This window comes from Curtobacterium sp. ME12, from assembly GCF_903970855.1.
Classification (GTDB): Bacteria; Actinomycetota; Actinomycetes; order Actinomycetales; family Microbacteriaceae; genus Curtobacterium; species Curtobacterium poinsettiae_A.
This window is the reverse complement of the sequence record NZ_CAJCKD010000023.1, coordinates 20,089-38,797: the sequence shown is the minus strand read 5'-3', so window position 1 is coordinate 38,797 and position 18,709 is coordinate 20,089. Positions and strand designations below refer to the sequence as shown.

General features: G+C 71.5%; 19 protein-coding genes. 14 read left to right on the top strand and 5 right to left on the bottom strand.

Features of this window, described 5'->3' with window-relative positions:
* Positions 1 to 15 precede the first annotated feature (15 nt).
* The 8 genes from H7A73_RS12010 to H7A73_RS11975 all read left to right on the top strand — a co-directional run bounded on the left by H7A73_RS12010 (position 16) and on the right by H7A73_RS11975 (position 9,285).
* Positions 16 to 939, top strand: coding sequence for an MTAP family purine nucleoside phosphorylase (locus H7A73_RS12010; protein ID WP_182066166.1), 924 nt, complete (start codon positions 16 to 18; stop codon positions 937 to 939).
* The gene (locus H7A73_RS12005; RefSeq protein WP_182066165.1) at positions 936 to 2,006 is read left to right on the top strand and encodes an NAD-dependent epimerase/dehydratase family protein; all 1,071 of its coding nucleotides are present in this window, start codon (positions 936 to 938) and stop codon (positions 2,004 to 2,006) included. The genes H7A73_RS12010 and H7A73_RS12005 overlap by 4 nt, the downstream gene beginning before the upstream one ends.
* Before the next feature lie 384 nt (positions 2,007 to 2,390).
* Complete coding sequence (locus H7A73_RS12000) at positions 2,391 to 3,140, top strand: glycosyltransferase family 2 protein (RefSeq protein WP_182066164.1); 750 nt, start codon at positions 2,391 to 2,393, stop codon at positions 3,138 to 3,140.
* Positions 3,137 to 3,802 carry a DUF2064 domain-containing protein gene (locus H7A73_RS11995; RefSeq protein ID WP_182066163.1) on the top strand — a complete coding sequence of 222 codons (666 nt, stop codon included), beginning with the start codon at positions 3,137 to 3,139 and terminating at the stop codon, positions 3,800 to 3,802. The genes H7A73_RS12000 and H7A73_RS11995 overlap by 4 nt, the downstream gene beginning before the upstream one ends.
* Entirely contained in the window at positions 3,799 to 4,461 is a 663-nt protein-coding gene (locus H7A73_RS11990) for a class I SAM-dependent methyltransferase (protein WP_182066162.1), read from the top strand. Before H7A73_RS11995 ends, H7A73_RS11990 begins: the two co-directional genes overlap by 4 nt.
* Positions 4,462 to 4,587: 126 nt before the next feature.
* Complete coding sequence (locus tag H7A73_RS11985) at positions 4,588 to 4,833, top strand: hypothetical protein (RefSeq protein ID WP_182066161.1); 246 nt, start codon at positions 4,588 to 4,590, stop codon at positions 4,831 to 4,833.
* Between the two features lie 144 nt (positions 4,834 to 4,977).
* Entirely contained in the window at positions 4,978 to 6,597 is a 1,620-nt protein-coding gene (gene pgm / locus H7A73_RS11980) for a phosphoglucomutase (alpha-D-glucose-1,6-bisphosphate-dependent) (protein ID WP_182066160.1), read from the top strand.
* A gap of 222 nt (positions 6,598 to 6,819) precedes the next feature.
* The gene (locus H7A73_RS11975) at positions 6,820 to 9,285 is read left to right on the top strand and encodes an MDR family MFS transporter (RefSeq protein ID WP_182066159.1); all 2,466 of its coding nucleotides are present in this window, start codon (positions 6,820 to 6,822) and stop codon (positions 9,283 to 9,285) included.
* A gap of 201 nt (positions 9,286 to 9,486) precedes the next feature.
* On the opposite strand, the gene H7A73_RS11970 is transcribed toward H7A73_RS11975, so the two are convergent.
* The gene (locus tag H7A73_RS11970; protein WP_182066158.1) at positions 9,487 to 10,380 is read right to left on the bottom strand and encodes a DNA-methyltransferase; all 894 of its coding nucleotides are present in this window, start codon (positions 10,378 to 10,380) and stop codon (positions 9,487 to 9,489) included.
* A 93-nt stretch (positions 10,381 to 10,473) separates the two neighbouring features.
* Here H7A73_RS11970 and H7A73_RS11965 point away from each other — a divergent pair, with 93 nt between their 5' ends.
* Positions 10,474 to 10,764 carry a GNAT family N-acetyltransferase gene (locus H7A73_RS11965; RefSeq protein WP_182066157.1) on the top strand — a complete coding sequence of 97 codons (291 nt, stop codon included), beginning with the start codon at positions 10,474 to 10,476 and terminating at the stop codon, positions 10,762 to 10,764.
* A gap of 37 nt (positions 10,765 to 10,801) precedes the next feature.
* On the opposite strand, the gene H7A73_RS11960 is transcribed toward H7A73_RS11965, so the two are convergent.
* From H7A73_RS11960 to H7A73_RS11950, 3 genes are all read right to left on the bottom strand, one after another.
* On the bottom strand, positions 10,802 to 11,131 hold the full coding sequence (locus H7A73_RS11960; protein WP_182066156.1) for a hypothetical protein: 330 nt from the start codon (positions 11,129 to 11,131) through the stop codon (positions 10,802 to 10,804).
* Between the two features lie 167 nt (positions 11,132 to 11,298).
* On the bottom strand, positions 11,299 to 12,348 hold the full coding sequence (locus H7A73_RS11955; RefSeq protein WP_182066155.1) for a biotin/lipoate A/B protein ligase family protein: 1,050 nt from the start codon (positions 12,346 to 12,348) through the stop codon (positions 11,299 to 11,301).
* A 131-nt stretch (positions 12,349 to 12,479) separates the two neighbouring features.
* Positions 12,480 to 13,349 carry an alpha/beta hydrolase gene (locus H7A73_RS11950; RefSeq protein WP_182066154.1) on the bottom strand — a complete coding sequence of 290 codons (870 nt, stop codon included), beginning with the start codon at positions 13,347 to 13,349 and terminating at the stop codon, positions 12,480 to 12,482.
* Positions 13,350 to 13,436: 87 nt separating this feature from the next.
* Here H7A73_RS11950 and H7A73_RS11945 point away from each other — a divergent pair, with 87 nt between their 5' ends.
* The 3 genes from H7A73_RS11945 to H7A73_RS11935 are packed head-to-tail and all read left to right on the top strand — an operon-like array spanning position 13,437 to position 15,876.
* Positions 13,437 to 14,594: an inorganic phosphate transporter gene (locus tag H7A73_RS11945; protein ID WP_182066153.1), complete on the top strand. Its 1,158-nt coding sequence runs from the start codon at positions 13,437 to 13,439 to the stop codon at positions 14,592 to 14,594.
* 11 nt (positions 14,595 to 14,605) lie between these two features.
* Positions 14,606 to 14,875, top strand: coding sequence for a hypothetical protein (locus tag H7A73_RS11940; RefSeq protein ID WP_182066152.1), 270 nt, complete (start codon positions 14,606 to 14,608; stop codon positions 14,873 to 14,875).
* A gap of 59 nt (positions 14,876 to 14,934) precedes the next feature.
* Positions 14,935 to 15,876 carry an acetamidase/formamidase family protein gene (locus H7A73_RS11935; protein ID WP_182066151.1) on the top strand — a complete coding sequence of 314 codons (942 nt, stop codon included), beginning with the start codon at positions 14,935 to 14,937 and terminating at the stop codon, positions 15,874 to 15,876.
* A gap of 180 nt (positions 15,877 to 16,056) precedes the next feature.
* On the opposite strand, the gene H7A73_RS11930 is transcribed toward H7A73_RS11935, so the two are convergent.
* A complete protein-coding gene (locus H7A73_RS11930) occupies positions 16,057 to 16,809 on the bottom strand; it encodes an SDR family NAD(P)-dependent oxidoreductase (protein WP_182066150.1) in 753 nt (250 codons plus the stop codon).
* Between the two features lie 95 nt (positions 16,810 to 16,904).
* On the opposite strand from H7A73_RS11930, the gene H7A73_RS11925 reads away from it, so the two are divergent.
* Complete coding sequence (locus H7A73_RS11925; RefSeq protein WP_182066149.1) at positions 16,905 to 17,315, top strand: MarR family winged helix-turn-helix transcriptional regulator; 411 nt, start codon at positions 16,905 to 16,907, stop codon at positions 17,313 to 17,315.
* On the top strand, positions 17,312 to 18,649 hold the full coding sequence (locus tag H7A73_RS11920; RefSeq protein ID WP_182066148.1) for an MFS transporter: 1,338 nt from the start codon (positions 17,312 to 17,314) through the stop codon (positions 18,647 to 18,649). The genes H7A73_RS11925 and H7A73_RS11920 overlap by 4 nt, the downstream gene beginning before the upstream one ends.
* Positions 18,650 to 18,709 lie beyond the last annotated feature (60 nt).

Below are 18,709 nucleotides of genomic sequence, written 5' to 3'. Positions count from 1 at the left end.
CCAACCGGAGGACCTGTGGAGAACGACGAAGCCGTGACGATCGGTGTCATCGGAGGCTCCGGCCTCTACCAGCTGTTCGAGGAGGGCACCGCCGACGAGCTCGACGTCCCGACCCCGTTCGGCCCGACGTCGAGCCCGATCAGCATCGGCACGATGGCCGGACGACGGGTCGCGTTCCTGACCCGCCACGGCCGTGAGCACTCCGTCGCCCCACACCGCATCAACCACCGTGCGAACGTCTGGGCGCTCCGTTCGCTCGGCGTCCGCGCGGTCGTGTCCTCGAGCGCCGTCGGCGGCCTGCATCCCGACTACGCCCCGGGCACCTTCGTCGTGACCGACCAGCTCATCGATCGCACCTGGGGCCGCGCCGACACGTTCTTCGAGGACGACGTGCAGCACCTGTCCTTCGCCGACCCGTTCGACCCGACGCTCCGCCGCGCGGCGATCGACGCCGTCGCCGGGCTCGACGTGCCGTTCCGTCCGACCGGCACGTGCGTCGTCATCCAGGGTCCCCGCTTCTCGACGCGCGCCGAGTCCGTCTGGCTCCGCCAGGCCGGAGGCCACACGATCAACATGACGATGACGCCCGAGGTCCCGCTCGCCGCCGAACTCGGCATCGCCACGGTCAACCTGTCGTTCGTCACCGACGCCGACGCCGGCCTGGCCCCGACCGAGGACGAGGCCGCAGCCGCTGCCGCAGCCAGCAGTCCCGACGTCGACGACGCCGGAGCCGTCGTCACCCACGCCCTCGTCATGGAACGCCTCGCCCGCGCAAACGAGGTCATCGTCCGCGCCATCGGCCGGATCGTCGCCGCCGTCCCCGCCGACTTCACCCCGCGCGAACTCGTCCCGACCAGCGCGAGCGCCCGCATCATGCAGGCCCGGCCCACCGCCGACGCCACCGCCGACGCCACCGCCAACGCGGGTGTCACCGCATGAGCCGCCTCCTCGTCACCGGCGGCGCGGGCTTCATCGGCTCCGCGATCGTCCGCCGCGCCCTGGCCGACGGCCACGAGGTCCGCGTCCTCGACTCGCTGCGCGACGACGTGCACGGCGACCCCGCCGAGGTCGTCCACGCCCACCAGCAGCAGGGCATCGCGTTCGTGCACGGCGACGTCCGCGACCGGGTCGCCCTCGACGCCGCCCTCGACGGCATCGACGTCGTGTGCCACCAGGCCGCCAAGGTCGGCCTCGGCGTGGACTTCCAGGACGCCCCCGACTACGTCTCGTCGAACGACGCCGGCACCGCCCACGTCCTCGCCGGCATGGACCGGCACGACATCGGCCGGCTCGTCGTCGCCAGCTCGATGGTCGTCTACGGCGAGGGTGCGTACACCACCGCCTCCGGCGAACCCACCCGTCCGCCGGCCCGCCGCCGCGAGGACCTCGACGCCGGCCGCTTCGACCCGATCGGCCCCGACGGTCAGCCCCTGCTGCCCGGCTTGATCGACGAGTCGGCCGCACTCGACCCCCGCAACGTGTACGCGCAGACGAAGGTCGCGCAGGAGCACCTCGCCTCGAGCTGGGCACGCGCCACGGGCGGTCGCGCGATCGCCCTCCGCTACCACAACGTGTACGGACCGGGCATGCCGGCGAACACCCCCTACGCCGGTGTCGCGTCCCTGTTCCGCTCGGCGCTGGCCCGCGGCGAGGCACCCCGCGTCTTCGAGGACGGCGCCCAGCGACGCGACTTCGTGCACGTCGACGACGTCGCCGGCGCGAACGCTGCCTCCATCGCGGCGACCGCCGACCTGCCGTCGGACACGTTCCGCGCGTACAACGTCGGCTCCGGCACCGTGCACACCATCGGCGACATGGCCGCCGCCATCGCCGGCCCCGACGGCCCGCAGCCGGTCGTCACGGGCGAGTACCGTCTGGGCGACGTCCGCCACGTCACGGCGAGTTCGGCACGCATCGCCGCCGAGCTCGGCTGGCACGCCGAGGTCGACTTCGAGGCCGGCATGCGCGACTTCGCGACGGCTCCGCTCCGCAGCGCCGTCCGCTAGCCGGAACGCGTGCGCGAGCGGCGCACCGCAGGCCGTGCCTGAGAACGCGGCCAGCCACCGGACGGGAGGCCCGTGACGGCCCCGCCCCGCGCCTCCCGTCCGGAGTCCCCGCCCCCACGTCCCCGCGGGACGCCGTCGTGTCGGAACCACGCCCCCTGGTGCGCGAGACGCCGCCGTACTCGGCGGCGTCTCGACGACACGACGGCGTCCTGGGACCCCCAGGACGCGAGACCCGCGTGTCTCTGTCCCCCGTTCTGGGGACCGGACGCGCGTCGAGCGCGCTGAACGACCAGGACCCGGCAGTTTCCTGTACCCCGCAGCGCGTCGTCGTGTTGTGTCGAGTGCATGCCAGGACAGACCCGTCGATCCGACCGACCGCACCGAATGACGGACATGACTGTCGACGTGATCCTGCCGTGCCTCGACGAGGCGGATGCCCTGCCGAAGGTCATCGCGCGCCTCCCCACGGGCTACCGGGCGATCGTCGTCGACAACGGGTCGACCGACGGATCGGCCGACGTCGCCCGCGCCCACGGTGCCCTGGTGGTGACGGAACCCGTCAAGGGGTTCGGGTCGGCCTGTGCCGCCGGGGTCGCCGCGGCGACCGCCGACTTCGTCGCGTTCTGCGACGCCGACGCCTCGATGGACCCCGCCGAGCTCCCGCCCCTGGTCGACCGCGTGGCCAGTGGCCGCGTCGACCTGGCACTCGGCCGCCGCGTCCCGACCGGCCGCGGTGCGTGGGCTCCGCACGCGCGCTTCGCGAACCGTGTCCTCGCCGTCCTCATGCACCGCGCGACCGGCTACCGCCTGCGCGACCTCGGCCCGATGCGCGTGATGCGCCGCGAGGACCTCGTCTCCCTCGACCTGCGCGACCGCCGCAGCGGCTACCCGCTCGAGATGGTCCTGGCCGCCCACGCCGCCGGCTGGCGCGTCGACGAGTCCGACATCGGGTACGCGCAGCGCATCGGCGACAGCAAGGTCACCGGCACGCTCCGCGGCACGATCAACGCGGTGCGGGACATGTCCCGTCTGCTCCGTGCGTACCGCCGGGAGGCCCGTGTCCGGGTCGTCGCACCGGGACCGCTCCGCCAGGCGGCCGAGTCCACGCCCGTGGTCGAGGAGGTCCGCTCGTGACCGCCACCCACGTCCACGTCGGCGACGCTGCGCGCGCCGACGTCACCGTCGCCGTCGTGGCGAAGGAGTGCCTGCCCGGCAAGGTGAAGACCCGCCTGACGCCGGCGCTCTCCCCCGAGGGCGCCGCACGCGTCGCGTCCGCGAGCCTCGCCGACTCCCTGGCGACCGTCCGCGCACTGCCCGCGGCCCGTCGGGTCCTGTTCTTCGACGGCGACGTCGTGCCGGCGTCAGCCGAGGGGTTCGAGGTGCTGCACCAGCCCGGTGGCGGCCTCGACGAGCGCCTCGGGTTCCTGTTCGACGCCGTCGACGGCCCGCTGCTGCTCGTCGGTATGGACACCCCGCAGGTGTCCACCGCGGACCTCGCACCGGTGTTCGAGGACGCCGGGCGCGATGCCTGGTTCGGCCCGGCCGAGGACGGCGGCTTCTGGTCGCTGTACCTGCGACAGCCCACCGGAGACCTGCTGCGCGGCGTCCCGATGTCGCGCGACGACACCGGAGCCGTGCAGCTCGCACGCCTGACCGACGCCGGACTCGACGTGGGCGTGCTCGGGGAGATGCTCGACGTCGACACGATCCCGGACGCCGAGCGGGTCGCCGACCTCGCACCCGACTCCGACTTCACCCGGGCACTCCGTGCCGAGACCGTGGGGAGCACCCGATGACCATGCACGCACCCGTCTCGTTCGGTGCCGGCGGCGGCGAGCCGTACGCCCGCGCCCTGCGCACCGACGGCCACCTGCGCCTGACCGATGCCAACCGTCCCGACGCCGTCACCACGATGGACGTCGGTCGCTGGAGTGCCGCCGCCGACCGTGTCGACCGCTCGCTGCTCGACGACGTCGACGGCGGGGTCATCGACATCGGCTGCGGCCCGGGCCGGATGCTCGTCGCCGCACGGTCGCGGGGCATTCCGGCGCTCGGCGTGGACGTCTCCGCCGAGGCAGTCGCCATCGCACAGCGCTCCGGCGGCACGGCGCTGCAGGGTTCCGTGTTCGACGCCGTGCCCGACGAGGGCCACTGGGACACCGCGCTCGTGATCGACGGCAACATCGGCATCGGCGGCGACCCCACCGCGCTGCTCGCTCGCTGCCGTGAGATCGTGCGCGCCGGTGGCCGGGTCATCGTCGAGACGAACCCCGAGGTCACGGCTGACCGGGTGTACACCGCCCGGGTGGTCGACGCCGACGGCAACGAGAGCGCCGGGTTCCCCTGGGCCGAGGTCGGCCTCGACGCCCTGCACCGGCACGCGGCGGAAGCCGGGTTGGTCGCGCGGCAGAGCTGGACGGCCGAGGGCCGGAACTTCTGCGAGCTGCTCGCCTGACCTTCCGACACGCGTTTGTTTTGCATGATGCAAGACAAACGCGTAGGGTGGTGGTCATCCAGCCGACGGCGTCGCGGTCGCCGGCTCGGTGACCTGCGGACCTCGGCACGACGACGAGGAGCACCCATGCAGAACCGTCAGAACCCCCTGGGCGGCGCCTACGTGACCGGCCTCGAGACGCGCGCCGAGCTCGGCGCCTTCACGGGCGACGCGACCCGCAGCCCGATCGGCAGCTACACGGGCACCGGCGTCGGCCGAGCAGTCGGCCGCTTCGTCGACACGCAGTTCCGCCGCCCCGGCACCGCGACGTCCTCGATGCGCACCGTGACCGGCTCGTTCCGCACGGCGACGGGTTCGTTCCGCACCGCCTGAGGCATCCGCCTCCACAGACCGCGAGCGGTCGTCCACCCCGGGGGTCCCCCCTCAACCCGGGTGGGGCGGCCGCTCGCTCGCGTTCCCCCGCCCCCGGTGCACTTCCCCCGAACGCGCCAGGGCGGCCGATGCCAGGATGGACGCATGAACGACCGTGCCGGCACCCCAGCGACCGCAGACGACCTCGTCGACCTCGACGAGCTCCTCGCCGCCTACCACGACCGAGTGCCCGACGTCTCGGTCCCCGAGCAGAAGGTCGTGTTCGGCACGTCCGGACACCGCGGGTCGTCGCTCGACACCGCCTTCAACGACACCCACATCGCCGCCATCACTCAGGCGATCGTGGAGTACCGCCGCGACCAGGGCACCGACGGGCCGCTCTTCATCGGCCGCGACACCCACGCGCTCTCCGCCCCCGCCGAGCAGACCGCACTGCAGGTCCTCGCCGCCAACGGCGTGCGCGTGCTCGCCGACAGCGCGGACGGCTTCGTGCCGACGCCGGCGCTGAGCCACGCGATCATCCGCTACAACCGTGCCGGCAACCCGGACACCGCCGACGGCATCGTCATCACGCCGAGCCACAACCCGCCCCGCGACGGTGGCTTCAAGTACAACCCGCCGCACGGTGGTCCCGCCGACAGCGACGCCACGAGCTGGATCGCGAACCGGGCGAACGCGATCATCGAGGGCGGCAACGCCGAGGTGCAGCGCACCGAGGACGCCGAGCCCGAGCGCTACGACTTCCTGAACACGTACGTCGCCGACCTCGAGAACATCATCGACATCGCGGCGATCAAGCGTGCCGGCGTGAAGATCGGCGCCGACCCGCTCGGTGGCGCCTCGCTGCCGTACTGGAACGCCATCCGCGACCACTACGGCCTCGACCTGACCGTCGTGAACCCCGAGGTCGACCCCACGTGGGCGTTCATGACGCTCGACTGGGACGGCAAGATCCGGATGGACCCGTCGAGCCCCTCGGCGATGGCCTCGGTGCTCGCGCGCAAGGACGACTTCGACGTCCTGACCGGCAACGACGCCGACTCCGACCGGCACGGCATCGTCACGCCCGACGGCGGGCTGATGAACCCGAACCACTACCTCGCGGTCGCGATCGAGTACCTCTACGCGCACCGACCCGAGTGGCGCGACGACGCCGCGATCGGCAAGACCCTGGTGTCGTCGAGCATCATCGACCGCGTCGCCGAGTCCCTGGGCCGTCGCCTGTGGGAGGTCCCGGTCGGCTTCAAGTGGTTCGTCCCCGGCCTGATCGACGGCTCCGTGGCCTTCGGCGGCGAGGAATCCGCGGGTGCGTCGTTCCTGCGCACCGACGGCACCGCGTGGACCACCGACAAGGACGGCATCATCCTGGCGCTCCTGGCGTCCGAGATCGTCGCCGTCACCGGCAAGACCCCGTCCCAGCTCTACGCCGAGCTGACCGAGCGCTTCGGCGCCCCGGTCTACCAGCGCGTCGACGCCGCGGCCTCGAAGGAGCAGAAGGCGCGCCTCGGCAAGCTCGACGGCGACGCCATCACCGCGGACACCCTGGCCGGTGACCCGATCACCACGAAGCTGTCGAAGGCCCCGGGCAACGACGCAGCCGTCGGCGGCGTGAAGGTCGTCACCGACAAGGCGTGGTTCGCCGCGCGCCCGTCGGGCACCGAGGACGTCTACAAGATCTACGCGGAGAGCTTCGTCGGGCAGGAGCACCTCGAGCAGGTGCAGCGCGAGGCCAAGGAGATCGTCGACGCAGCACTGGGCGCGTAGCGCCCTCGTCGGACGGGCTTCGGGTCTCGGACACCGCAGCCCGTCCGACGGAACCGAGCCGGGCCTCCAGGCCGTGTGCCGCCGGGGTGAACCGGGCGTACCGTGACTGCCGATCCACTCAGGAAGCGGTCTCGGCGCGACCGAGCACTTGCGGCAGTTGTAACTTTGCAGGCAGCGCAAAAATCGTTCTGCCAGCGCATCGGTACCCGGGAGACCCTGCTCATGACCCAGACGGCGACCGCACCCGCGGCCCCCACCACGGCGTCCAACGTCGTGATGAACCACCGACAGATCCTCTTGGTGATCTACGGCCTGATGGCCGGCATGTTCCTCGGTGCCCTCGACCAGACGATCGTCGGCACCGCGATCCGCACCATCGGTGACGACCTGCACGGACTCGACCAGCAGGCCTGGGTCACCACCGGGTACCTCATCGCGTCGACGGTGACGACCCCGATCTACGGCAAGCTCTCCGACATCTTCGGTCGCCGTCCGCTCTTCATCACCGCGATCGGCATCTTCATCGTCGGCTCGTTCGCGGCGTCGTTCTCCGACTCGATGCTCATGCTCGCCGGCTTCCGCGCCTTGCAGGGCCTGGGTGCCGGTGGTCTGATGTCCCTGCCGCTGGCGATCATGGGCGACATGCTCGCCCCTCGCGAGCGGGCGAAGTACCAGGGCTACTTCCTGGCGGTCTTCGGCATCTCGTCCGTCATCGGGCCGCTCGTCGGTGGTGTCTTCGCCGGCGCGGACCAGCTGCTGTTCATCGCCGGCTGGCGCTGGGTGTTCCTGATCAACGTGCCGATCGGCATCATCGCCCTGTTCATGGTGCTGACGTTCCTGCACCTGCCGAAGTTCGGCGACCGCGGCAAGCCCCGCATCGACTGGTGGGGCGCGACGCTCGTCATCGTCACACTCGTGCCGCTGCTGCTCATCGCCGAGCAGGGCCGCGAGTGGGGCTGGGACTCCCCCGCCGCCTTCGCCTGCTACGCCATCGGCGCCCTCGGCCTGATCGCGTTCATCATCGTCGAGCGGGCCATGGGCGACGACGCGATCCTGCCGATGAAGCTCTTCGGATCGCGGGTGTTCTCGATGTCCGCGATCCTGTCCGTGCTCGTCGGCTTCGGCATGTTCGGCGCGATGCTGACGATCCCGCTGTACCTGCAGATCGTCAAGGGCGTGACCCCGACCGAGTCCGGGTTCGCCATGCTGCCCATGGTGCTCGGCCTGATGATCTCGTCGATCGCCTCCGGCCAGATCATCTCCCGCACCGGCAACTACCAGGTCTTCCCGATCACCGGCACGGCGTTCACGGCCGTCGGCTTCACGGTCCTGACGTTCCTGACCGCCGACCGACCCCTGTGGTTCCTGATGCTCGGCATGTTCGGCATCGGGCTCGGACTCGGGCAGCTCATGCAGACGCTGACCCTGGCCGCGCAGAACTCGGTCTCGCCGCGGGACATCGGTGTCGCCACGAGCGCCGCGACGTTCTTCCGGCAGATCGGCGGCACGATGGGCACCGCCGTCCTGCTCTCCGTGCTGTTCACCCTGATGCCGACGAACATCAGCGCCGCCATGCAGAACGAGTCCGACCTGAAGAGCGCGCTGAACGCCGCGATGACCCCGTCGGTCGCGAACGCGTCGAAGAACCAGGGCGTGATGGACGAGATCTGGACGAAGATCGTCGACCCGGTGCAGCAGAACGTGCAGGACGGTCTCGACCAGGGCACCGCGCAGGCGAAGCAGGCCGCGGATGCTGCCGTGACCAAGCAGGTGACGGCAGCCGTGCAGCGGCAGGTCGCCGCGGGCACGGTCCCCGCCGCCGCAGCGGACACGATCATCGCCCAGCAGGTCGACGACGCGAAGCCCGCGGCCGAGCAGCAGGCGCTCGAGACGGCGGCCACGAAGGCGAACGCCTCGGTCGTCGACGGGAAGCTGCAGATCGACTACTCGGACGAGGCGCAGCGGGAGAACGTCGTCGACCAGGTCGCGCCGACGCTCATCAAGCAGCTCAAGAGCGGCGACTCGGCCGCGAGCTCGTCCACCGACTCGGCGACGAGCGACACGTCGTTCCTGAACGGGGCGGACCCCCGGCTCAGCCGTCCGTTCCTGGTCGGGTTCAGCGACTCGGCCGTCCGCGTGTACTACGTCGGCCTCGCGGTGATCCTGCTCGCGTTCGTGCTGACCTGGTTCTTCCGGGTGCCGCCGCTGCGCAAGACGTCGGCGCTGCAGGAGCAGGCCGATGCCGCACGGACCGCTGCCGGTGCGGAGTCGGACGGGAGTGCCGCCGCAGCCGCTGGCGCCGCGGCACCCGGGGCTGGTCCGGTGCCGTCGGGGTCGTCCTCCGCCGACGTGCCGCGTTCGCCCGACGTGCCGACCTCGCCGGACGTGCAGCCTCGGTCCGCCCGGGCCGCCGGAGCATCGGACGTCTCGGTGCTGCCGAGTGGGGTCGACGACACCCGCGCTCCGCTGCCGAACGCCACGACGCACGGTGCGCACTCGGCGGCTGCGCCGGTCGACGAACCCCCGACGACGACCGGTGCGATCCGGACCAGGGCCGCCCATGCGGCTGCGGTCGTGGAGCCGGACGCCCATGGTGCCAGCGCTGATGCGGCGGAGGCGAGCCGGGCCTCCCGGCCGGACGCTGACGACGCGCACGGGCACGGGCACGGGCGGCACTCGGTCGAGTAGCCGGCGCGGACGCTCGCTCGGTGCGTGGGCATGTTCCGACGATCCACGCGTCGAACGACTCGTGGATCGTCGAAGCACGCACCCGCATCGTGTGCGTGGGCAAGATCCGACAGAACGGGCGTCGAACGACTCGCGCATTGTCGCTCGATGCACCCGTGTGTACCACGCGCACCGCGCACCGGCCACCGCCGACACCGTGCCTCAGACGGCCGGCGCCGCGTCCCCCGATGCCGACCCCGCCCCGGCTGCCGCCACCTCGAACGACGCCCCCGGCAACCGCTTCCGCATCACGTCGATCGCCGCAGGGTTGTCGTCCACCAGCACGTACCGTCGGCCCAACGCTTGTGCCACGGCACCCGTGGTCCCGCTGCCCGCGAAGAAGTCGAGGACCCAGTCCCCCTCGCGTGACGACGCCTGCACGATCCGCCGCAGCACGCCCTCGGGCTTCTGCGTCGGGTAGCCGGTCTTCTCGCGGCCCGTCGGCGAGACGATCGTGTGCCACCAGACGTCGGTGGGCAGCTTGCCGCGCTCGCGCTTCTCGGGGGTGACGAGCCCCGGCGCCATGTACGGCTCGCGGTCGACGGCCTCGGAGTCGAACCAGTACCGCGACGGGTCCTTCACGTAGACCAGGATCGTGTCGTGCTTGGTGGGCCAGCGCGTCTTGGACTTGGCACCGAAGTCGTAGGCCCAGACGATCTCGTTCAGGAACGACTCGCGGCCGAACAGCGCGTCGAGCAGCACCTTCGCGTAGTGCGACTCGCGGTAATCGAGGTGCAGGTACAGCGTGCCGTCGGCGGCGAGCAGCCGCCAGGCCTCGATGAGTCGGGGTTCGAGGAACGACCAGTAGTCCTCGAATCGGTCGTCGAAGCGCATCAGGTCGCCGCGCACCCGTTCGTAGGTCCGGCCGTGGAACCCCATCACGGGGCCGTCGGCCTTCGGTACGGCGGAGGTCGCGTGCCGACGCTGGTACCGGCCGGTGTTGAACGGCGGGTCCAGGTACACCAGCGTGAAGGAGCCGTCCGGGTACGCGGGGACCACGTCGAGGGCGTCGCCGAGGACGACGCGGTCCGGGCCTCGGTCGTCTCCCCTGCGCACGGACCCATTGTCGCGCACCGCGCAGGCCTGCAGCGCGCGGCGCAGGCGTCCAACACAGACCGCACGCCCAGCCCCAGGCGTACGGTCGAGTGCATGGCAGCAGCACCCGAGGTCCGCAAAGACACCGACAAGCAGCAGTACTCCCTGATCGAGGACGGCGAGGTCATCGGTCTCGCTGCGTACGAGATCGACGGCGACGAGATCCGCTTCGTGCACACCGAGGTCGATCCCGAGCACCGCGGTGGTGGGCACGCGTCGATCCTGGTGCAGCACGCCCTCGACGACGTTCGCGCGAGTTCGTCGCGCCGGGTCGTCGCGCAGTGCAGCTACGTGCACGCGTGGATCGAGCGGCACCCGGACTACCAGGAGCTCACGACCCGCTGACGCGAGCGACGCACAGACGGGCGCGACGCCCGTCCGCTCAGTACGACCGGTCGTGCGTCCCCGCGCGGGCCTCGTGCCGCCCGGCGGTCCGCACCGTCGGCACCCGGATGAGCACACTGCCGCTGAGCAGGTCGTGGTCGTGATCCGCCGGTGACGGGGCCTGTTCCGGCAGGCGCGCCTGCCGTTCGTACTCGGCCTGCGTCTCGTGCCGGGTCGGCGCGAACACCTCGTCCAGCATTCCGCCCATGCCTCCGGATCCGCCGCTCCGCTGGGACTTGTTCGACAGGTCGATCCACCCCATGCGATCGGCGATCCACACCACGACGGCCACGGCGGCCACCGCCCCCAGGAAGATCAACCAGTTCACGGCAGCGACGCTACGTGGGCTGCGCGGTGAGCGGATCAGCCGCGCGGGGGATTCTCATCATCCACACGTCTGGTTCATGAGGTCGAGGCGCACACTCGACAGCAGCGGCGGCCGGGACGTCCCCCCTCAGCTCCGGCCGCCGCGTCCACCGTCGATCGGGCGCAGGCTCACGGCACCCGCTCGAGCCACTCCTTCGTCGCGAACTTCGTCCGCACCAGCTCCTGTGCCTTCTCGCGCTCGGCGTCGGTCACCGCGCCGGGAGTCGCCCCGTACAGCTTCGTGAACGTGCCGATCAGCCGGTCGATGATCTCGGCGCGGGACAGCCCCGTCTGCGAGCGCAGCGGGTCCACCCGCTTCGCGGCCGATGTCGTCCCCTTGTCGCTCATCTTCTCGCGCCCGATGCGCAGCACCTGCACCATCTTCTCGCCGTCCATGTCGTAACTCATGGTGGCGTGGTGCAGCAGCGAACCGGTGCCGAGGCGCTTCTGTGCGGCCCCGCCGATCTTGCCCTTGGTCGAGGTGATGTCGTTGAGGGGCTGGTAGTACGCCTCGATGCCGAGCGACTTGAGCGCCTCGATCACCCATTCGTCGAGGAACGCGTACGAGTCGGCGAACGTCATGCCCTGCACCAGGTCGGACGGCACGTAGAGCGAGTACGAGATGACGGCCCCGGCGTCCATGAACATCGCGCCCCCGCCGGAGATGCGTCGGACCACCTGCACGCCGTACTTCTCGGCGCCGGCGGGGTCGACCTCGTTCTTCAGCGACTGGAACGAGCCGATCACGACGGCCGGCTGGTCCCACTCCCAGATGCGCAGCGTCGGACCGCGGCGGCCGGCGCCGACCTCTTCGGTCAGCACCTGGTCGAGCGCGAGGTGCTCGTTCGGGCTGATCGGCCCCTCGTGCACGATCTGCCAGTCGTGGTCGCGCCAGGTCGAGGCCCGCGACAGCGCACGGCGCACCGCGACGCCGACGGACTCGGGCGTGAAGCCGAGCAGCACGGCATCGGTCGGCAGGGCCGCCCGCACCGCTGCGGCGATGCCCGCGGCGTCGGTGGTGGCGGGGAGCCCGTTCACGGCCGCGTCGATGAGCGGCAGCGCGTCGTCGGGTTCCAGGAAGAAGTCACCCGCCAGGCGGAACTGCTGGATCGTGCCGTCGACGACCTCGAGGTCGACGACGACCAGCTTGCCTCCGGGGACCTTGTACTCACCGTGCATGCCGCAACCCTATTCCGGACGGCCGACGGCCCGGCAGTGAGTCGGCCCGATGACGGCCTGGAGGCGCGTGGCGGCGCCGCCACGCGCCTCCAGTCCGTCACCGGTCGCGTCGCAGGACCCGGCGAGCGCCCTCAGCGCGTGGTCACCCGGTCGAGCCACGCGACCAGGTCGCCGATGACCTCGGCGCGGTTCGTCTCGTTGTAGACCTCGTGCCGGGCGCCGTCGTACACCTGCACGGTCACGTCGGACAGCCGGCCGCGTCGGCGGTACGCCTGCGCCAGACGCTCGATCGAACGCGGGCCCCCGAGGGTGTCGTCGGAGCCGACCTGCAGCAGCATCGGCAGGTCGTGCGGGATCCCACGCCGCGGCACACCGAGCAGCCGGAGGGTGTCGGCGAGCCCGAACAGCCCGATGACGTCGGCCTCGACCGCCAGGGGGTCGAGCGCCATCGCGTCGATGATCTTCCGGTCGCGGGTGAGCCACTCGTACTTGGTGGGCCCGGACCCTGCGTGCCGGGCGTTGAGGTCGCCGCTGTTCATCCAACCGGGCAGCCGGTAGGCGCTCGCGGACAGGACGACGCCGTCGTAGCGGTCCGACGAGGTGTTCACGATCCGCTGCGCCATGAGCGACCCCCACGAGTGACCGAGCAGCACGAGCGGCAGCCCGGGTTCGTCGGCCCGCGCGACCGCGCTCATCTGCTCGACCGCGGCGATCGCAGCGCGCAGGCCGCCGGGGCCGAGCCGACCGAGCTTGGCGTGGTCGCCGTCCCACTGGGCCAGCCCGGTACGTCCGTGCCCGCGGTGGTCGTTGGCGTGCACGGTGTACCCGGCGCGCACCAGGTCCTGCGCGAGCGGTTCGTAGCGGAGCCCGTGTTCCCCGACGCCGTGCGCGATCTGCACGACGCCCTTCGGCCGCGCCGCACGCCAGGTCGAGTAGACGATCTCGACGCCGTGGGCGTCGGTGAACGAGGCGTCGCCGCGAGCGGCGGAGAAGGTTGGCACACCCGCATCTTCGCAGACGCGCTCCATCCCGGACCTGTTCACCCGGCGTTCACGCAGCGGGTTCTGGGCGGGCCTACCGTCCTGCGCATGGACGTCATCGTCATCGTCACGCTGGTGATCGTCGTGGCCCTCGTGTTCGACTTCACGAACGGGTTCCACGACACCGCGAACGCCATGGCCACGTCGGTCGCCACGGGAGCGCTCAAGCCCCGGACCGCCGTGCTCATCTCCGCCGTGCTCAACGTGGTCGGCGCGTTCCTGTCCACCGAGGTCGCCAAGACCGTCTCGCAGGGCATCATCCGCGAGGGGCAGGACGGCATCCACATCTCCCCGACGATGATCTTCGCGGGACTCGTCGGCGCGGTGCTGTGGAACCTGGCGACGTGGTACCTCGGGCTGCCGTCGTCGTCCACCCACGCGCTGTTCGGTGGGCTCATCGGCGCCTCGATCATCGGGGCGGGGCTGAACTCGATCAGCTGGGCGACGGTGGTGTCGAAGGTCGTGCTGCCGGCGCTGCTCTCCCCGGTCATCGCCGGGGTGATCGCCCTGGTCGCGACGTACCTGGCGTACGTGCTCACGAAGAACGCGACGACCCACGGTGCCGCGACCGGGTTCCGGCACGGACAGACGATCTCGGCGTCGCTGGTGTCGCTCGCGCACGGCACGAACGACGCGCAGAAGACGATGGGCGTCATCACGCTGACCCTCATCGCCGCGAACTACCAGGCCGCCGGCACCGGTCCGGCGCTCTGGGTGATCCTGGCCTGCGGGCTCGCGATCGGCCTCGGCACCTACATGGGCGGCTGGCGGATCATGCAGACCGTCGGCAAGAAGATCTCCGACGTGCAGTCGCCGCAGGGCTTCGCCGCCGAGACGAGCTCCGCGGCGACGATCCTCATCTCGTCGCACCTGGGCTTCGCGCTCTCGACGACCCACGTGACGAGCGGCGCGGTCGTCGGCTCGGGCCTCGGCAAGAAGCTCGCCGACGTGCACTGGTCGGTCGTCGGCCGCATCGTCGTCGCATGGGTGATCACGCTGCCGGCCGCTGCGGTGGTCGGGGCGCTCGCGACCTGGCTCGCGTCGACCTCGGTGTTCGGGCTGGTGCTCGTCGCGGTCCTCGCCCTGGCCGGCGGGCTCACCTTCTTCCTCCTCGCCAAGCGCAAGCCGATCTCGCACGAGGACATCACCACCGAGTCCGGGCCGGCCGAGCAGACCGAGCCGCAGCCGACCGGCGCGACGAACTGAGGGGAACGACGATGGACATCGACTTCACCGCGATCGGCACGGTCGCCGGCGTCGGCTTCGTGGCCGCCGTGGGCCTGGTGCTCGTATACACGCTCGGCCTCCGGCTGCTCGGCACGGGGCAGCCGGACGACGCGGGCGGCGAGCGCACGCAGTACTCCGACGAGACCCCGCGCTCAGGGCACACCCCGCCGGCAGCACTGGCGGGAGCTGTGGTGTGCTTCGCGCTGTGCACCGCCGCCGTGCTGGCCGGCATCTGGCTCACGATCCCCCAGTTCCACTGAGGACGTTCCTTCCCAGAACACCCGGAACCGCCAGAACCGCCCCCTGGGATGATCGAGCGGTGACCACCCACCACCTCGACGCCACGGTCGACTCCGCCGTCGACGTCTTCACCGCCGAACGCCAGCCGGTCCTGACCGTGGAGCCGGGCGACACGGTGACCGTCCGTACCCTGAGCGCCGCGGGCTACACGGAACGCCAGCCGGGCCCGGGCCTGGACGCCCCGACCCTGATCGACCCGCGCCGAGGCCACTGCCTGGTCGGGCCGATCGCCGTCGCGGGCGCTCGTCCGGGGATGGTCCTGGCGGTGCACTTCGACGACCTCGTGCCCGACGACTGGGGCTACACGGCCTCGGGCGGGGTCGACTCCCCGGTGAACCGCGCACTCGGCCTGACCGACCCGGCGTCGCGCGGCCCGCTCCTCTGGGACATCGACGTGGCTGCCCGGGTGGCTGTCAACCAGCTCGGCCTCGGGGTGCGGACGGCACCGTTCCTCGGCGTCGTCGGCGTCCCACCGCAGGCCACCGGGGAGCACTCGACGATCCCGCCCCGCGCGGTCGGCGGCGGCAACGTCGACTGCCGCGAGCTGATCGCCGGCTCGACCCTGTACCTGCCCGTGACGGTGCCGGATGCCCTGCTCCACGTCGGGGACGGGCACGCGGCCCAGGGCGACGGCGAGGTCTCCGGCACGGCGGTCGAGTGCGGCATGACGACGACGATGACCCTGACGCTCCTCGACCAGGCCCCGGTCGAGGGCGTGCACGCCGACACCCCCGCGGGTCGCGTCACCTTCGGCTTCGACGCCGACCTCAACCTCGCGACGGCCACGGCACTCGACCGGATGGTCGACTGGATCGCCGGGATGCACGGGATCGGCCGCGCCGAGGCCCTCGCGATGGCGAGCGTGGCGGTGAGCATGCGCATCACGCAGGTCGCGAACCGCACGTGGGGCGTGTACGCCCTGCTCCCGCACGACGCGATCCTGACGGACCCGCGGCTCTGAAGGCCGGGAGGCCCGCCCAGCGCGAGCCGACCGGCGCACGCTGGGCGGGCCTCCCGTCCGACGTTCCTTCCCATCGCACCAGCGCTGGAGAGCGGAAACGGGCGTACCTGGTCGGAAGAACCGACCAGGTACGCCCGTTTCGACCAGGTACGCCCGGAACGACGCGGTGCACCCGAGCCGTCAGTGGGCGGAGTAGCCGCCGTCCACCAGGTGGTAGCTGCCCGTGATGAACGAGGCCTTGTTGCTCAGCAGGAACAGCACGAGCGCGGCGACCTCGGCGTCGGTGCCGAGCCGCTTCGAGGCGTGCTCGTCCTCGAGCGCCGCGATGGCCTCGGACGAGAGCGACCCGCGGAGCAGCGGGGTGTCGATGAACCCGGGGCCCACGGCGTTCGTGCGGACGCCCTGCGACGAGTACTCCAGTGCGGCGACCTTGGTCAGCCCGGCGAGCGCGTGCTTCGAGGCGACGTAGGCGGCGTTCTGCGCCATGCCGACCGTGCCGAGCACCGACGCCATGTTCACGATCGCGCCACCACCGGCAGCCACCATCGCGGGGATCTCGTAGCGCAGCCCGTAGAAGACGCCGTCCAGGTCGACCGCACGGACGCGGTCCCAGGCGGCGACGTCGTACTCGCCGATGGGCTGCGGTGCTGCGCCGATGCCGGCGTTGTTCACGGCCAGGTGCAGCGCGCCGAACGTGTCGACCGCGAACTGCACCATGCGCTCGTTGTCCGCGGCGACCGCGGAGTTCGCCTCGAACGCGCGGGCGGTGCCACCGGCCTCCACGATCGACGCGGCGACGCGCTCGGCGCCCGCCAGGTTGATGTCGGCGACGACCACCGTGGCGCCCGCCGCGGCGAGCTCCTTCGCGACGGACTCGCCGATGCCGCTGCCACCACCGGTGACGACGGCGACCTTGCCCTCGAACTCGGACATGTTCTCCTTCTCTCTCGGCAACACGTGTTGTCTAAGAGCACGGTACACCCGAAATCAAGTTCGTTCGCTGAACTAATGAGATAGGCTGACGACCGATGACCGACGCCACCGACCTCCGCACCGCGGTGAACCGGCTGTCCCGCACACTCCGTGCCCAGAAGGCCGACTCGAGCGTCACGGACGCGCAGTTCTCCGCCCTCGCGCGACTCCACCGCGACGGCGCCATGACCCTGGCCGACCTGAGCCGACAGGACGGCGTCACACCGCCCTCGATGACGAAGACCATCGCGGTGCTGGTCGAGCGGGGTCTGGTGTCGAAGTGCGGGCACGGCGACGACCGCCGCAAGGTGCTGCTCGGTGCGACGCCCGCCGGAGCGGCCTTCGTCGAGGAGACCCGACGCCGCCGCGACGGCTGGCTCAGCCCGCGACTCGCAGCGCTCACGGCTGACGAGCGGAGCACCCTCGCCGACGCGACCGAGATCATGAGGAGGCTGGCCCAGCAGTGACCGCCATGTTCCGTTCCCTCGCCGGACGCAACTACCGCATCTGGTTCGCCGGGGCCCTGGTGTCGAACGTCGGCACCTGGATGCAGCGCACCGCCCAGGACTGGATCGTGCTGACCCAGCTCTCCGACGACGACGCCGTCGCGGTGGGCATCACGATGGCCCTGCAGTTCGGCCCCCAGCTGCTGCTCCTGCCGCTCACCGGGCTCGCCGCCGACCGGTTCGACCGCCGGAAGATGCTCATGGTCACCCAGGGCCTGATGGGGCTGCTCGGGCTGGGACTCGGCGTGATGGTCCTGACCCACACCGCCACCCTGCTCGCGCTGTACGGCTTCGCCCTGGCACTCGGCATCGTCGCCGCGTTCGACGCCCCGATCCGGCAGGCCTTCGTCTCCGACGTCGTGCAGGGCGAGGACGTCTCGAACGCCGTCGCCCTGAACTCCGCGTCGTTCAACGCCGCGCGCCTGATCGGCCCCGCGGTCGCCGGTGTGCTCATCGCGGCGATCGGGTCCGGCTGGGTGTTCGTCATCAACGCCGGGTCGTTCCTGGCCGTCCTCGTCGCACTCCGGTTCGTCGACCCCGCCCAGCTCGCCGAACGGGTCCGGGCGGGCCGAGGGAAGGGGCAGATCGTCGCCGGCTTCCGGTACGTCCGCACCCGGCCGGACATCGTCGTCGTGCTCTGCATGATCTTCGTCGTCGGCACGTTCGGCGTGAACTTCCCGATCTTCACCTCGACGATGGCGCGGGTCGAGTTCCACCAGGGCGCCGGCGAGTTCGGGCTGCTCAACTCGGTGATGGCCATCGGCTCCGTGCTCGGTGCGCTGCTGTCCGCCCGCCGGGACAAGCCGCGGATGCGCACCCTCGTGCTCGCCGCCGGCGGGTTCGGGCTCGCGTGCACCGCGGCCGCCCTCGCCCCGACGTACTGGACCTTCGCGATCGTCCTGGTGTTCGTCGGGCTCGCGTCCCTGACCTTCATGACCACGGCGAACGCCCTGGTGCAGACCACGACGAAGCCCGCGATGCGTGGCCGCGTGATGGCGCTGTACATGGCGATCTTCGCGGGCGGCACCCCCATCGGCGCCCCGCTCGTCGGTGCCGTCGCCGACGCCTTCGGCCCGCGCTGGGCGATCGTCGTCGGCGCGGCCTCGGGCTTCGTCGCACTCGGGATCGCGCTCGTCTGGCTCGTCCGGTACCAGCGGGTCCGGCTGCGCTACGACGCCGACTCGCGGCTGCACCTGGCGATCACACACGCCGTGCCGGTGGTCGGCTCGCGCGCGGCGCTCCGCCGCGAGCTGGAACGCGACGAGACGCTCGCCGACCGGTCCAGCGCCGTCTGACGGACAGGCGGGTCGCCCTGCCCGTCGGCCGACGGCCCGTGACGCACCGCCCGTCGGACG